We start from the raw sequence: 13,186 nt of genomic DNA on the forward strand, positions 1-13,186 counted from the left end.
GCACACGAGGTAAAGGTGTACATAAAAAATTTAGAAATTGGAGGGAAGATATGCCTATTAAAAAATTAAAACCGATTACTAGTGGGACTCGGCATATGTCTATATTAGTAAACACAGAATTAGACAAAGTTAGACCTGAAAAAACATTAGTTGAACCATTAAGCTCAGCTTATGGAATTGACAACTATGGACACAGAACAGGAAGAAACAGACACAAAGGACACAAAAGATTATACAGAGTAATCGATTGGAAAAGAAACAAATTAGGAATACCTGCAAAAGTTGCAAGTGTAGAATATGATCCTAATAGAACAGCAAATATTGCTTTATTACATTATGTTGATGGAGAAAAAAGATACATTTTAGCTCCAAACGGATTAAAAAAAGGTGACACTGTGCTTGCAGGAGAAAATGCAGACATCAAACCAGGAAATGCATTAAAATTAAAAGATTTACCGGTTGGGACATTAATCCACAATGTTGAATTAATCCCAGGTAAAGGTGGACAATTAGCAAGATCAGCAGGAACTGCAGCAAGACTTGTAGCAAAAGAAGGAACATACTGCCACGTTGAATTACCATCAGGAGAATTAAGATTAATTCACAAAGAATGTTTCGCAACAGTTGGAGTTGTTGGAAACTCTGAACACTCATTAGTTTCTTTAGGAAAAGCTGGAAGAAACAGACACTTAGGTAGAAAACCTCACGTAAGAGGATCAGTAATGAACCCAGTGGATCACCCACACGGAGGAGGAGAAGGAAGATCACCTATAGGAAGAAAAGCACCAGTTACTCCTTGGGGTAAACCTGCTTTAGGTAAGAAAACTAGAGGTAAGAAAAATTCTGATAAATTCATCGTAAGAAAGAGAAAAAAATAGATTAGTGTTATAAAGTAAGGAGGAAAAATGGCTCGTTCATTAAAAAAAGGACCTTTTGCTGATCAATATTTATTCAAAAAAATTGAAGCACAAGGATCAAACAAAGCGGTTATTAAAACATGGTCAAGAAGATCAACTATATTTCCACAATTTATAGGATATACATTTGCAGTTTATAACGGTAAAAAACATATACCTGTATATGTAACTGAGGAAATGGTTGGACACAAATTAGGAGAATTTGCTCCAACAAGAACTTACCATGGACACGGTAAAGATAAGAAAAAATAAAATCTAGATAAATAAGAAAGAGTAAAATCTTACAACTTTATATGAAAGGAGAAAACGCATGCCAGCAGTAGCTAAATTACGTTATCAAAGATTAAGTCCTCAAAAAGCTAGATTAGTAGCTGATATTGTAAGAGGAAAAGATGCATTACTTGCATTAAACATTTTAAGATTCACAAATAAAAAAGCAGCTCCATTAATAGAGAAAACATTAAGATCTGCAATTGCAAACGCAGAACATAACTTAGGATTAAACCCTGAAAACTTAATAGTTTCAAAAGTATTAATAGATAAAGGGCCTGTATTAAAAAGAATGAACCCAAGAGCAATGGGAAGAGCAGATATTATAAGAAAACCACTTGCACACATAACTGTTGAAGTGGATGTAAAATAAGAGTACATAAGGAGGTAAGTCTGTGGGACAAAAAGTAGATCCTAGGGGCATAAGAATCGGTATTGTTAAGACATGGGATTCAAAATGGTTTGCCAAAAAAGGAAAAGAATATTTAAATAATTTTCACGAAGATTTAAAAATAAGAGAATACATTAAGAAAAACTACTACCAAGCTGGAATTTCTTCAATAGCTATTGAAAGAGTTTCTGAAAATGAAGTAACTGTAATAGTTTCTACTGGAAAAGCAGCAGTATTAATTGGTAGAAAAGGTGCTGAAATTACAGCATTAAGAGCAAAATTAGAAAAAATGACAGGAAAAAAAGTTTTTGTTAAAGCTTTAGAAATTAAAAACCCTAACAGAGATGCACAATTAGTAGCAGAAAGTATTGCAACAGCTATTGAAAAACGTGTGGCTTATAAGAGAGCAGTACAACAAGCTGTTCAAAGAGCTGAAAAAGCTGGAGTATTAGGAATTAAAGTAATGACTTCTGGAAGATTAAACGGAGCAGAAATAGCAAGAAGTGAATGGACTTTATCAGGAAGAGTACCATTACATACATTAAGAGCAGATGTTGATTATGCAACAGCAACAGCTCATACAACATATGGAGCATTAGGGATCAAAGTATGGATCTTTAATGGTGAAGTTTTACCTACTAAGAAGGAAGGGGGAACAGAATAGTGTTAATACCTAAAAGAACTAAATATAGAAAACAATTTAGAGGAAGCATGGGAGGTATAGCAACTAAAGGAAACTATGTAGCATTCGGTGATTTCGGATTAGCTGCTAAAGAATTTGGTTGGATTACTTCTAGACAGATAGAAGCATGCCGTATTACAATAAATAGAACATTTAAAAGAGAAGGAAAAATTTGGATAAGAATTTTCCCTGATAAACCTTATACAAAGAGACCTGAAGGAACAAGAATGGGTAAAGGTAAAGGTAACGCTGAAGGTTGGGTAGCAGTTGTTAAAACTGGTAAAGTAATGTTTGAAGTTGGTGGAGTATCAGAAGAGAAAGCCAAAGAAGCATTAAGAAAAGCTGGACACAAACTACCTATCAAAGTTAAATTCGTAAGAAAAGAAGTAGGTGGTGATAAGTAATGACAGTTAAAGAAGTTAGAGATTTAGATTTAAATCAGTTAGAATCACAAGTAAAAGAATTAAAACATGAATTGTTTAATTTAAAGCTACAAAAAACTCTTGGACAATTACAAAACACAGCACAAATTAGAAAAGTAAAAAGAGACATAGCTAGAATGAAAACAATCTTAACAGAAAAAACTGGAAAATAGGAGGATTCTCACGTGGAAAGAAACGAAAGAAAAGTCAGAGAAGGAATCGTAGTTTCTGATAAAATGGATAAAACAGTAGTAGTTGTAGAAAATACGATGAAACTGCACAAATTATATAAAAAGAGAGTAAAAACTTCTAAAAGATATAAAGCTCATGATGAGTTAAACGAATGTCGTGTAGGAGATAAAGTAAGAATAATGGAAACTAGACCTTTAAGTAAAGATAAAAACTGGAGAGTAGTTACAATCTTAGAAAAGGCAAAATAATTTAATAGATATTATTATTAAATGGGAGGAGGAACTATTAAATGGTTCAACAACAAAGTATACTTAATGTTGCTGATAACACAGGAGCTAAAAAAATCATGGTTATTAGAGTATTAGGTGGATCAAGAAGAAGATTCGGTAGAATAGGAGACGTTGTTGTAGCATCTGTAAAAGAAGCTATACCTAATGGAAGTGTTAAAAAGGGAGACGTTGTAAAAGCAGTTATAGTTAGAACTAAAAAAGAAGTTAAAAGAGTGGATGGTTCATATATAAAATTTGATGATAATGCAGGTGTTATCTTAAATGCGTCACTAGAAATGAAAGGGACGAGAATTTTTGGACCTGTTGCAAGAGAATTAAGAGCGAAAAACTTTATGAAAATAGTGTCACTTGCACCAGAAGTACTTTAGGAAGGAGGAATTTTTTGTGATTAAATCTAAAATAAAATCAGTTCCTAAAAAATTACACGTTAAAACTGGAGATACAGTTGTAGTAATTAGTGGAAGAAGTAATAATGACAAAAGAAGTAATAAATCTTCTCAAATGGGAGATAAAGGAAAAATAGGAAAAGTTTTAAAAGTATTCCCTAAACTTGGAAAAGTTGTAGTTGAAGGTGTAAACGTTAAGAAAAAACATTTAAAACCTAATGCTATGAACACACAAGGTGAGATTGTAGAAAGAGAAGTACCAATTTTCTCATCTAAAGTAATGTTATGGGACGAAAGTGTAAAAAGCGCAACAAGAGTAAGATATGAAATTAAAGACGGTAAAAAAGTAAGAATTTCAGTTAAATCAGGACAAGAAATATAAGGGAAGGAGGATACCTAAATGTCTACAAAATATATGCCTAGATTACAAAAAGCATACAAAGAAACTATGGTATCAGCATTAATGAAAGAATTAGGACTTTCTAACATTATGGAAGTACCTAAATTAGATAAAATAATAGTAAACATGGGGCTTGGAGAAGCAGTAAACAACCCTAAATTAATAGATACAGCAGTTAAAGAATTAGCACAAATTACAGGACAAAAACCAGTTGCAAGAAAAGCTAGAAGATCTGAAGCTGGATTCAAATTAAGAGAAGGTCAATTAATAGGTGCAAAAGTAACTTTAAGAAAAGAAAAAATGTATGAATTCTTAGATAGATTAGTAAGTGTTACTTTACCAAGAGTAAGAGACTTCGAAGGAGTTTCATCTAAAGGATTCGATGGAAGAGGAAACTACACTTTAGGATTAAAAGAACAAATCATCTTCCCAGAAATCGAGATTGATAAAGTTGATAAAGTATTAGGGATGGGAATTACATTCGTAACAACTGCTAGAACTGATGAAGAAGGAAGAGCATTATTAAGAGCATTTGGAATGCCATTTGCAAAATAATAAGGAGGTGCAAAAGAATTTATGGCTAAAAAAGCAATGGTTCAAAAAAATCTAAAAATTGAAAAAACAATAGATAAATATGCAGCTAAAAGAGCTGAATTAAAAGCAAGAGCTAAACAAGGAGATAGAGAAGCACTTATCGAATTATCTAAATTACCTCGTAATGCATCACCTACAAGACTTAGAAATAGATGTCAAGTAAATGGTAGACCAAGAGGATTTATGAGAGAATTCGGAATATCAAGAGTAATGTTTAGACAATTAGCTGGTGAAGGTATGATACCTGGAATCAAAAAATCAAGCTGGTAATATTTGAGAGGAGGACAAACATGCATTTAACAGATCCTATTGCAGATATGTTAACAAGAATTAGAAATGCTAATATTGCAAAACATGATAAAGTTGCAATACCATTTTCTAAAATTAAAGAAAGTATCGCAAATATATTAAGAAATGAAGGATATATATCAGAATACGAAATCAAAGAAGAAGGAAGTATAAAAGATATAGTTGTAACTTTAAAAACTGTTGACGGTGAACAAGTTATAAAAGGATTAAAAAGAATTTCTAAACCTGGAAGAAGAGTATACTCTTCAGTAGAAAGCTTACCAAAAGTATTAGGTGGTTTAGGGATAGCTATCGTTACTACACCTAAAGGTGTTTTAACTGATAAAGAATGCAGAAAGCAAAGTGTTGGTGGAGAGGTTCTTTGTTACATTTGGTAATATAACCTAGACACTTCTGGAAATTTACGCATATAAGGAGGAGAATAATGTCAAGAGTAGGTAAAAAACCTATTACTATACCTAACGGTGTAGAAATTACAAATGAAGGTAATGTTTATACAGTAAAAGGACCTAAAGGAACTTTAACTAGAGAACTTTCTTCAGAAATTAAAGTAAATATTGAAAATAATGAAATAACTTTTGAAAGACCAAATGACTTACCTAATATTAGAGCATTACATGGAACTACAAGAGCTAATGTTAATAACATGGTAGTTGGAGTAAGTGAAGGTTTCAAAATTAAATTAGAGTTAGTTGGGGTTGGATACAGAGTAGCTGCAGCTGGTAAAGGGATCACTATGGCACTTGGATATTCACATCCAGTAGAAATAGCTCCAATTGAAGGAATTACATTCACTGTAGAAGGAAATACTAAATTAACTGTAGAAGGAATTGACAAACAATTAGTTGGTCAAGTTGCTTCAGATATCAGAGCTAAGAGAGCACCAGAACCTTATAAAGGTAAAGGGGTTAAATATGCAGATGAGAAGATAAGAAGAAAAGAAGGTAAGAAAGGATAGGAGGTAGTCTAAATGATTAAAAGAGTAGATAGAAACTTAGCAAGAGTTAGAAAACATAAAAGTATAAGAGTTAAAATCAGTGGAACACCTGAAAGACCTAGACTTACTGTTTATAGAAGTTTATCTAACATCTTCGCACAATTAATAGATGATACAACAGGTAAAACATTAGTTTCAGCTTCAACTATTGAAAAAGGAAACAAAGTTGAACACGGTTCAAATGTAGAAGCTGCAAAATTAATAGGAACAAGAATAGCTGAAAAAGCTAAAGCTGCTGGAATTACTAAAGTAGTATTCGATAGAAGCGGATACATTTATACTGGAAGAGTAAAAGCCTTAGCAGACGCTGCAAGAGAAGCAGGATTAGAATTCTAATAGGATAGGAGGATTTATTTTGGCAAGAGAAGTTAAAACTAACGAATACAAAGAAAAACTTTTAAGAATTAGTAGAGTTTCTAAAACTGTTAAAGGGGGAAGAAGAATTTCATTCTCAGTACTAGCAGCAGTTGGAGACGAAAACGGAAAAGTTGGAATAGGATTAGGAAAAGCAAACGGAGTACCTGAAGCAATTAGAAAAGCTATTGCAGGTGCTAAGAAAAATATGATAACAGTATCATTAAAAGGTGGAACATTACCACACGAACAAATAGGTAAATTTAACGCTACATCAGTTTTATTAAAACCAGCTTCAAAAGGGACTGGGGTTATCGCTGGGTCAGCAACAAGGGAAATTTTAGAATTAGTAGGTGTTACTGACGTACTAACTAAAATCAGAGGATCTAAAAATAAAGATAATGTTGCAAGAGCTACATTAGATGGATTAAAAAAATTAAGATCAATTGAAAAAGTTGCTAAACTTAGAGGAAAAACTGTAGAAGAAATTTTAGGATAAGGCTAGGAGGATAGATTAATGACTAAAGTAAATATAACACTTGTAAAAGGAATTAATGGAAGAAAGCCTAACCATATCGCAACAATTAAATCTTTAGGTTTAAGAAAAATTGGTCAAACAGTTGAACACAATTTGACTGCAGATATAGAAGGTAAAATTAAATTAGTTTCTTATTTAGTTAAAGTAGAGGAGGTTTAAATCAATGAATCTTAATGAATTAAGACCTGCCGAAGGATCAAAAAGAGATAGAAAGAGAATCGGTAGAGGACATGGAACTGGTTGGGGTAAAACTGCTGGTAAAGGTCACAATGGACAAAAACAAAGATCAGGTACTTATGTATCAGCTGCGTTTGAAGGAGGGCAAATGCCTTTAATCAGAAGAGTTCCTAAAAGAGGATTCTCAAATTCTGTATTCCAAAAAGACATGGTAGTAATCAACTTAAAAGACATAGTAGACAAATTTAATGATGGTGAAGAAGTAACTTTAGAATCTTTATTAGAAAGAAGAGTAGTTAAAAACGCTGGATTCATTACTAAAGAAGATGGAGAAAGAGTATACACTTCATTATTAAAAGTTATAGGTAATTACGAATTAGAAAAAGCTTTAAAAGTTAAAGCACACAGAGTATCTAAAGGTGCTCAAGAAGCAATTGAAAAATTCAATGGAACAGTTGAATTATTAGAAATCAAATCATTTGCAAATGTAGCAGGAAACGCTAAAGAAGTTAAGGGAGAGTAAGTTTAACTTACTTTTTTCCTGTTTACATAAAATTATAGAATAGAGGTGATTTCTTTGACATTTAAAGAAGCAATAGTAACAAGATTCCAAGCCATGATAACAACTCATGAGCTTAGAAAAAGAGTATTGTTTACTTTAGGATGTTTTTTAGTTGCTAGAATTGGTATACATATTCCAGTTCCAGGAATTAATATGGAATTATTCAGAGATTTTACTGGTGGAAGTAGTTTAGCTCAATTTTTAAACCTGTTTACAGGGGGAGCTGTACAAAGAGCATCAATATTCTCATTAGGAATAACGCCTTACATTAATGCCTCAATTGTTTTCCAAATTTTAGGTGTATTATGGCCAAGAATTGAAGAAATGCAAAAAGAGGGTGGAAAAGAAGCAGAGAAAATTACACAATGGACTAGATATTTAACTATAGTTACTACAATATTCCAGTCAGCTGGTATTGCGTTCCTATTACAATCTAACAACTTAGTTAGAGATCCAGGAACAATATTTGTATTAACTACAGTAGTATTAATTACTGGAGGAACTGCGTTCCTAATGTGGTTATCAGAAAGAATATCTATAAAAGGTATAGGGAATGGAACTTCAATGTTAATATTCCTAAATATCGTTTCAAACTTACCTCAAGTTGTTAAAGGAACTATAGATCAATTAAGAACTTCAGGAAGAGGTCCAGCACTTGGATATATTTCACTATTATTATTTGTTGCTATTATTATGATAATGGTAGTAATACAATTAGGGGAAAGAAGAATACCTATACAATATGTAGGTAAATCAAGCAGAGGAGTTGGAAATATGCAACAACCTTCTGTAGTTGGAAGAAAAACATATCTTCCTGTTAAAATAAATATTGCAGGAGTTATGCCTATAATCTTTGCATCAATGATTATGGCTGTACCTTCAGCTGTTATACCTCTAATTAAAGACCAAGCTAAACAAGCATATTTATTAAACTTATTTGGGCCAAAAGGATGGGCTTACTTATTACTTACTGTAATATTAATAGTATTATTCTCATTCTTCTATACTGCAATAGTATTTGATCCAGATAAAATTGCAGATAGCTTAAAACAAAGTGGAGGAAGTATTCCTTTAAAAAGAGCTGGTAAAGAAACATCTGATTTCTTAGAATATGTAGCAACAAGAATTACATTTGGTACAGCAATATTTTTAGCTATACTAGGTATATTACCAAACATTTGGTTTGGATATGTACTAAATATCCCAGTTATGTTAGGTGGTACAAGCTTACTAATCCTAGTTGGGGTAGCAGTAGAATTAATACAAAATATTGATTCACATATGGCGACACAAAAATATAAAGGATTTAATAATGTTAGAAGAAGAAGATAATACTTCTTCTTTTTTATATTAAAAAAACTTAGAAAAAACTTAGTAATTCTGTTGACAAAATTTAGAAAATTTGATAATATAAGTTAAACAATAGCAAAGCTATTAATAAAAAGGAGAATGGAGAGATTATTATGAACAAAAAAATGTTATTAACTTTATTAGGTGTTTCAAGCTTAGCTCTTGCAGCATCACCATTTAATTTTGAAAATGCAAAACCACTTTCAATAGAAGTAGATACTAAAGGAACAGTATCAAACACTATAGTTGGTAAAAATTTTGATGCAAAAGATACTACATTCAAACACAACAACAAAGTAGTATTAGATGTATATGAATTTGCTAAAGTTACAGGAGAATTAGCTTATAAAGCTGGGAAAGCTGGAGCAGCTTTAGAACCTTCAGAAACAGGAGCAAAAGTTGAATTAAACTTTAAAAAATATGGAAATCCATATGTATCAATGTATGCAGATAAGACATTAACTTTAGGATATAAAAATGAAGGAAAAGTAAATAAAGTTAAAGTTAATGGAGATGCTGAATATAAATTATCAAATGAATTCAAAACTCATACATTAAAAGTTGGAGCAGGTTCTGAATATACAATTAATCCTAAAACAAATGCGAAAGCAAGAGTAGAATTAAAATACAATGTTACTCCAAGTACAAAAAAACATATTGTAACTCCAAAAGTTAGTGGAGAAGTTACTTACAAACATTCAGATATGTTATCTGTTACAGGATCTACAGAAGTTTCAATACCAATAACAGTTTTAAATAAAGATGTTACACCTGGTTTAGATACTAAAACAATTGTATCTACAGAAATTAAACCAATTAAAAACTTAACTGTTAATGGAAAAGTTGAATTAGGAACAGCAACTACATTTGTTAAAGCTGGTTCTTCATTAAATATTAATACTACAGTAACTGGATCATTAGAATCTGGAGTAGCATATGACATTACTAAAGAAATTCATACAGTAGATAGATTGGTAATTACACCAAGCTTCGATGCTAAATTAGCATTTGGTGGATTAGGGTTATCATTAACTCCAGCTGTTGAAGCTAAATATGAAATAATTAAAAACTTAAAAGTTAATGCTAAAGCTGAAACTGGAATTAACTTTGGTAAAACTGTTTCAAATAAATATGGGTATTTAAATTCAACACCAAGCTTAAAAGTAGGATTAAACTATAAATGGTAATAAATAAATAGGCTTTTTTGATATGTACCTAGAATCCTGGACACATATGAATTAGGCTATGGAAATGGATGTTTCCCTGTACTTAACAGGAGGCATCCATTTTGTTTTAGCCTGTATTCTTTTATTGCCTTTGAAAATTCTTCAAAAGATTTATACTTGTATTCTTAACCATAATACATTTCTAGTTTTAATCTAGCAAAAAATACTCCATCACTGCTTTTTCTTGACATAGATTGTCTAATATTATATTTTTTCAATTCATTTATATACCACCCTTGATCTGAATAAAATATCAAATTTTCAATATTAGGGTATTTTTTAAATGCTTTCTTAAGCATTCTAGATACTAATTCTAAATTAGGACTCAATGAAATATGATATGAGATTATTTCATTACTATACATATCTAGTATTGGAGAAAAGTAACATTTACCCCATTTAAATGAAAATTTAGATATATTTGTACTACATTTTTGTAACGGTGCTGTTGCATTAAAGTCTCTATCAATTATATTTGTAGCAACCTTTCCTACCTCTCCTTTATATGAACGATATTTACTCTTAGGCCTTCTAACTAATAGTCCTATTTTATTCATTAATCTTTGAACTTTTTTATGGTTAATCTTATACCCTAAATTCAATAACTTTCTATGTACTCTGCCTACTCCATATCTACCTTCTACTACATCTATTTTACTAATTTCATATAATATGTAGATTTTGGTATACAGGTAGCTTTCAATAAATATTTTAGTTTATACAGTGTCTAATTTTATTTTTAAATGTTTTTGTACTTACACTATCTGGTGTTTCTGGATAAATTCATTTTTTGTACATTTCAACACATTTCTTTTTAAATTCAAAACTGTAACACATAAAAATACCCTCCTTACTGCTTTGTCCAGTAAAGAGGGTACATATCACATATAAATGAGCCCAATTTTTATTCATATTTTTTTACTATCCATCTTTTTTTACCTTTTTTACTATCCTCTAATTCTTCAGACACTAAAAACTTCCCATACTTTCTTATAGTTAATATATCTTGATGTTTTATCTCTTTATTCTTTTCTTTACATACTTCATAGTCTATTTGTACAAGTCCTGCCTCTATAAGTTCAACGGCCTTATTTCTTGATAAATTAGTAATATCACTAACAAAATTATCTAATCTATTAGAACTAATATTAATTTTAATATCTTTAAAGTTGTATTTAAAATTGTTCCTATTGCTTAAACTGATCTTGCAATCATTTTTACCAATAGAAGTTAGGTTATTTATTACAAAGTTTAATATACTATTAGATATTAATACATATGCTGTATTATTTTCAACAAATATATCACCTATCATTTCTCTTTTAATATTTAGTTCCATAATTGATCCTAAAAAATCTTTATGAGTATATTCCCTAAACTTATTATTAACACTAATTTCTATAACACTAAAATCAAATTCAGGTTCATAGGGAGTAAAACAAATTTGTTTTCTATCATAACCTTCTAAATATGTATGTATATTTCCATATGTTTCAGTAAGTTTTTTATATATGTTAGGAGTTACAAAAATTTCTGTACATACCCCTATTTCATATTCTAAAGCCATATCAAGAGCATTAAATACTTTGATAGACATTTCATTATCTACAAATTTTTTTAAAAATTCTTCTCTATTTAATTTCATATCATCACCGCAAATATTTTAACATATATAACAAAGAATGTAAAATGTAAACACTTGCATACCTTATTTTTCTATAATTTAAACGTTTGCATAATCTTGACAATGGGGAAATTCAAGGTATAATATATTAAATATTTTGAAGGAGTTGTGATATATGAAGAAATCTTTTTTAGTAGCGATTTTAGTTTTGGGAGTATTAGGTAGAGCAGTAGGAAATGCAGAGTTATTATTACTTGATCAAAAAAATTATGATAATGCAGGTAATAGTGTTTGGAACGGAACATCAGATCAATCATTTGCTGTAGGTAATTACAATAAAGTTGATAGATTAGGTGATGGTAGAATATCTGAAAATGCATATATTTTTGGTAGAGAAAATGTTGTCTCAGGGTCATATGATCAAGTACTTGGATTAAATAATAAATTAAATGGAAGTAATTCAGTAGTAATTGGGAATAATAATACTGTAAATGAAGGAAAAGATCAAGAATCAGGACATGATGTGTATATTTTAGGTTCTAATGTTAATGTAGCAACAGGAGTTAAAAATGCTATAGTTTTAGGGAATAAATCAGTAGCAGTTGCAGGAGCTCTATCTTTAGGAGGAGTTGCAGCTGATGGAGAAAATATATCAAGAAAAATAGTAAATGTTAAAGCAGGAGATCTTACAGAAAATAGTAATGAAGTAGTAGTTGGTTCACAATTGTTTACTGAACAAGAGGAAAGAAAAGCTGCGTATAAAACTTTAGAAACTAGTATTAAAAACGAAACTTTAGCAAGACAAACAGCTGTTCAAAGTTTAGATGAAAGATTCTTAAGAGACGTTGAAAGAAAAGATAAATTAATTACAGACTTAAAAACAAGTGTTAAAACAATGGAAACTAATATCAGTAACGAAACTTTAGCAAGACAAACAGCTGTTCAAAGTTTAGATGAAAGATTCTTAAGAGCTGTTGAGAAAAAAGATAAACAAATAGCTGACTTAACAACAAAAATAACTGAAGAAGCAAAAGAAAGAGAAAAAGGAATAACTGCAGTTAATGAAAAAATTGCAGAATTAGAAACGATTAAAGCAGATAAAGTAGAAGTTAAAAAATTAATTGATCAAAAAGTAGATGGATTAGTATTTGAAAATTCTAACTTAGAAGTAAATAGAAAACTTAATGAAGTTAAAAAGGAAGTTGCATCAGCTGTAGCAATGGCAAATATTCCAGGTCTTGATCCAGGTGCTAAATTTGCATTAGGTGCTGCATTTAGTACAACTAATGGAAATAGTGCATTTGCTATGGGTGTAAATGGTAAATTAGGAAACTTTGGATATAAGGCAAGCCTAGGGATAGGGGGAGTTAAAAATATAAACTTTGGAGCAGGAGTTTCATATAACTTTGGTAAAGTAGAAAATGAGAATAAAGCATTAAATGAAAAAGTAAATAAATTAGAACAAGAATTAAATGAATTAAAAAATATGCTTAAAAAATAGGAAT

General features: G+C 30.6%; 22 protein-coding genes. 20 read left to right on the top strand and 2 right to left on the bottom strand.

All coding sequences use genetic code 11. The annotated features are described in order from the left end of the window. The first annotated feature begins 50 nt into the window (after positions 1-50). From rplB to GM111_RS02850, 19 genes are all read left to right on the top strand, one after another. Positions 51-878, top strand: coding sequence for a 50S ribosomal protein L2 (gene rplB, locus GM111_RS02760; protein ID WP_156299363.1), 828 nt, complete (start codon positions 51-53; stop codon positions 876-878). A 27-nt stretch (positions 879-905) separates the two neighbouring features. After that, a complete protein-coding gene (gene rpsS / locus GM111_RS02765; RefSeq protein ID WP_012859280.1) occupies positions 906-1,169 on the top strand; it encodes a 30S ribosomal protein S19 in 264 nt (87 codons plus the stop codon). Positions 1,170-1,227: 58 nt separating this feature from the next. Next, complete coding sequence (rplV, locus tag GM111_RS02770) at positions 1,228-1,560, top strand: 50S ribosomal protein L22 (protein WP_156299364.1); 333 nt, start codon at positions 1,228-1,230, stop codon at positions 1,558-1,560. A gap of 22 nt (positions 1,561-1,582) precedes the next feature. Beyond that, a complete protein-coding gene (gene rpsC / locus GM111_RS02775) occupies positions 1,583-2,242 on the top strand; it encodes a 30S ribosomal protein S3 (protein ID WP_156299365.1) in 660 nt (219 codons plus the stop codon). Further along, complete coding sequence (gene rplP / locus GM111_RS02780) at positions 2,242-2,664, top strand: 50S ribosomal protein L16 (RefSeq protein WP_012859277.1); 423 nt, start codon at positions 2,242-2,244, stop codon at positions 2,662-2,664. Before rpsC ends, rplP begins: the two co-directional genes overlap by 1 nt. Next, a complete protein-coding gene (rpmC, locus tag GM111_RS02785) occupies positions 2,664-2,855 on the top strand; it encodes a 50S ribosomal protein L29 (protein WP_012859276.1) in 192 nt (63 codons plus the stop codon). Before rplP ends, rpmC begins: the two co-directional genes overlap by 1 nt. 12 nt (positions 2,856-2,867) lie before the next feature. Then, complete coding sequence (gene rpsQ, locus GM111_RS02790; protein WP_012859275.1) at positions 2,868-3,122, top strand: 30S ribosomal protein S17; 255 nt, start codon at positions 2,868-2,870, stop codon at positions 3,120-3,122. Positions 3,123-3,163: 41 nt separating this feature from the next. Next, on the top strand, positions 3,164-3,532 hold the full coding sequence (gene rplN, locus GM111_RS02795) for a 50S ribosomal protein L14 (RefSeq protein ID WP_156299366.1): 369 nt from the start codon (positions 3,164-3,166) through the stop codon (positions 3,530-3,532). A 16-nt stretch (positions 3,533-3,548) separates the two neighbouring features. Beyond that, positions 3,549-3,932 (top strand): 50S ribosomal protein L24, encoded by a 384-nt coding sequence (gene rplX / locus GM111_RS02800; protein WP_156299367.1) that lies wholly within the window; start codon positions 3,549-3,551, stop codon positions 3,930-3,932. An 18-nt stretch (positions 3,933-3,950) separates the two neighbouring features. Further along, the gene (rplE, locus tag GM111_RS02805; RefSeq protein WP_156299368.1) at positions 3,951-4,505 is read left to right on the top strand and encodes a 50S ribosomal protein L5; all 555 of its coding nucleotides are present in this window, start codon (positions 3,951-3,953) and stop codon (positions 4,503-4,505) included. 21 nt (positions 4,506-4,526) lie between these two features. After that, positions 4,527-4,814 carry a 30S ribosomal protein S14 gene (rpsN, locus tag GM111_RS02810; RefSeq protein WP_156299369.1) on the top strand — a complete coding sequence of 96 codons (288 nt, stop codon included), beginning with the start codon at positions 4,527-4,529 and terminating at the stop codon, positions 4,812-4,814. A 20-nt stretch (positions 4,815-4,834) separates the two neighbouring features. Further along, positions 4,835-5,230, top strand: a complete 396-nt coding sequence (gene rpsH / locus GM111_RS02815) for a 30S ribosomal protein S8 (RefSeq protein ID WP_012859270.1) — start codon at positions 4,835-4,837, stop codon at positions 5,228-5,230. A gap of 47 nt (positions 5,231-5,277) precedes the next feature. After that, entirely contained in the window at positions 5,278-5,811 is a 534-nt protein-coding gene (gene rplF / locus GM111_RS02820) for a 50S ribosomal protein L6 (RefSeq protein WP_156299370.1), read from the top strand. 12 nt (positions 5,812-5,823) lie between these two features. Next, positions 5,824-6,186 carry a 50S ribosomal protein L18 gene (gene rplR / locus GM111_RS02825; RefSeq protein WP_156299371.1) on the top strand — a complete coding sequence of 121 codons (363 nt, stop codon included), beginning with the start codon at positions 5,824-5,826 and terminating at the stop codon, positions 6,184-6,186. A gap of 16 nt (positions 6,187-6,202) precedes the next feature. After that, positions 6,203-6,703, top strand: coding sequence for a 30S ribosomal protein S5 (gene rpsE / locus GM111_RS02830; RefSeq protein WP_197034451.1), 501 nt, complete (start codon positions 6,203-6,205; stop codon positions 6,701-6,703). A gap of 18 nt (positions 6,704-6,721) precedes the next feature. Continuing rightward, on the top strand, positions 6,722-6,901 hold the full coding sequence (rpmD, locus tag GM111_RS02835; protein ID WP_012859266.1) for a 50S ribosomal protein L30: 180 nt from the start codon (positions 6,722-6,724) through the stop codon (positions 6,899-6,901). A gap of 4 nt (positions 6,902-6,905) precedes the next feature. After that, on the top strand, positions 6,906-7,442 hold the full coding sequence (gene rplO / locus GM111_RS02840; RefSeq protein WP_156299373.1) for a 50S ribosomal protein L15: 537 nt from the start codon (positions 6,906-6,908) through the stop codon (positions 7,440-7,442). A 54-nt stretch (positions 7,443-7,496) separates the two neighbouring features. Then, positions 7,497-8,813, top strand: coding sequence for a preprotein translocase subunit SecY (gene secY, locus GM111_RS02845; RefSeq protein WP_156299374.1), 1,317 nt, complete (start codon positions 7,497-7,499; stop codon positions 8,811-8,813). Between the two features lie 131 nt (positions 8,814-8,944). Next, positions 8,945-10,018: a hypothetical protein gene (locus GM111_RS02850; RefSeq protein ID WP_156299375.1), complete on the top strand. Its 1,074-nt coding sequence runs from the start codon at positions 8,945-8,947 to the stop codon at positions 10,016-10,018. Between the two features lie 164 nt (positions 10,019-10,182). Here the strand turns inward: GM111_RS02850 and GM111_RS02855 are convergent, their stop codons facing one another. Both GM111_RS02855 and GM111_RS02860 read right to left on the bottom strand, forming a co-directional pair. After that, complete coding sequence (locus GM111_RS02855) at positions 10,183-10,767, bottom strand: DDE-type integrase/transposase/recombinase (RefSeq protein ID WP_331279610.1); 585 nt, start codon at positions 10,765-10,767, stop codon at positions 10,183-10,185. Between the two features lie 194 nt (positions 10,768-10,961). After that, positions 10,962-11,702 carry a YlmH/Sll1252 family protein gene (locus tag GM111_RS02860; protein WP_156299377.1) on the bottom strand — a complete coding sequence of 247 codons (741 nt, stop codon included), beginning with the start codon at positions 11,700-11,702 and terminating at the stop codon, positions 10,962-10,964. Positions 11,703-11,856: 154 nt separating this feature from the next. Here GM111_RS02860 and GM111_RS02865 point away from each other — a divergent pair, with 154 nt between their 5' ends. Next, positions 11,857-13,182, top strand: coding sequence for a YadA-like family protein (locus GM111_RS02865; protein ID WP_156299378.1), 1,326 nt, complete (start codon positions 11,857-11,859; stop codon positions 13,180-13,182). Positions 13,183-13,186: the final 4 nt, after the last annotated feature.

This window comes from Streptobacillus canis, from assembly GCF_009733925.1.
Taxonomy (GTDB): domain Bacteria; phylum Fusobacteriota; class Fusobacteriia; order Fusobacteriales; family Leptotrichiaceae; genus Streptobacillus; species Streptobacillus canis.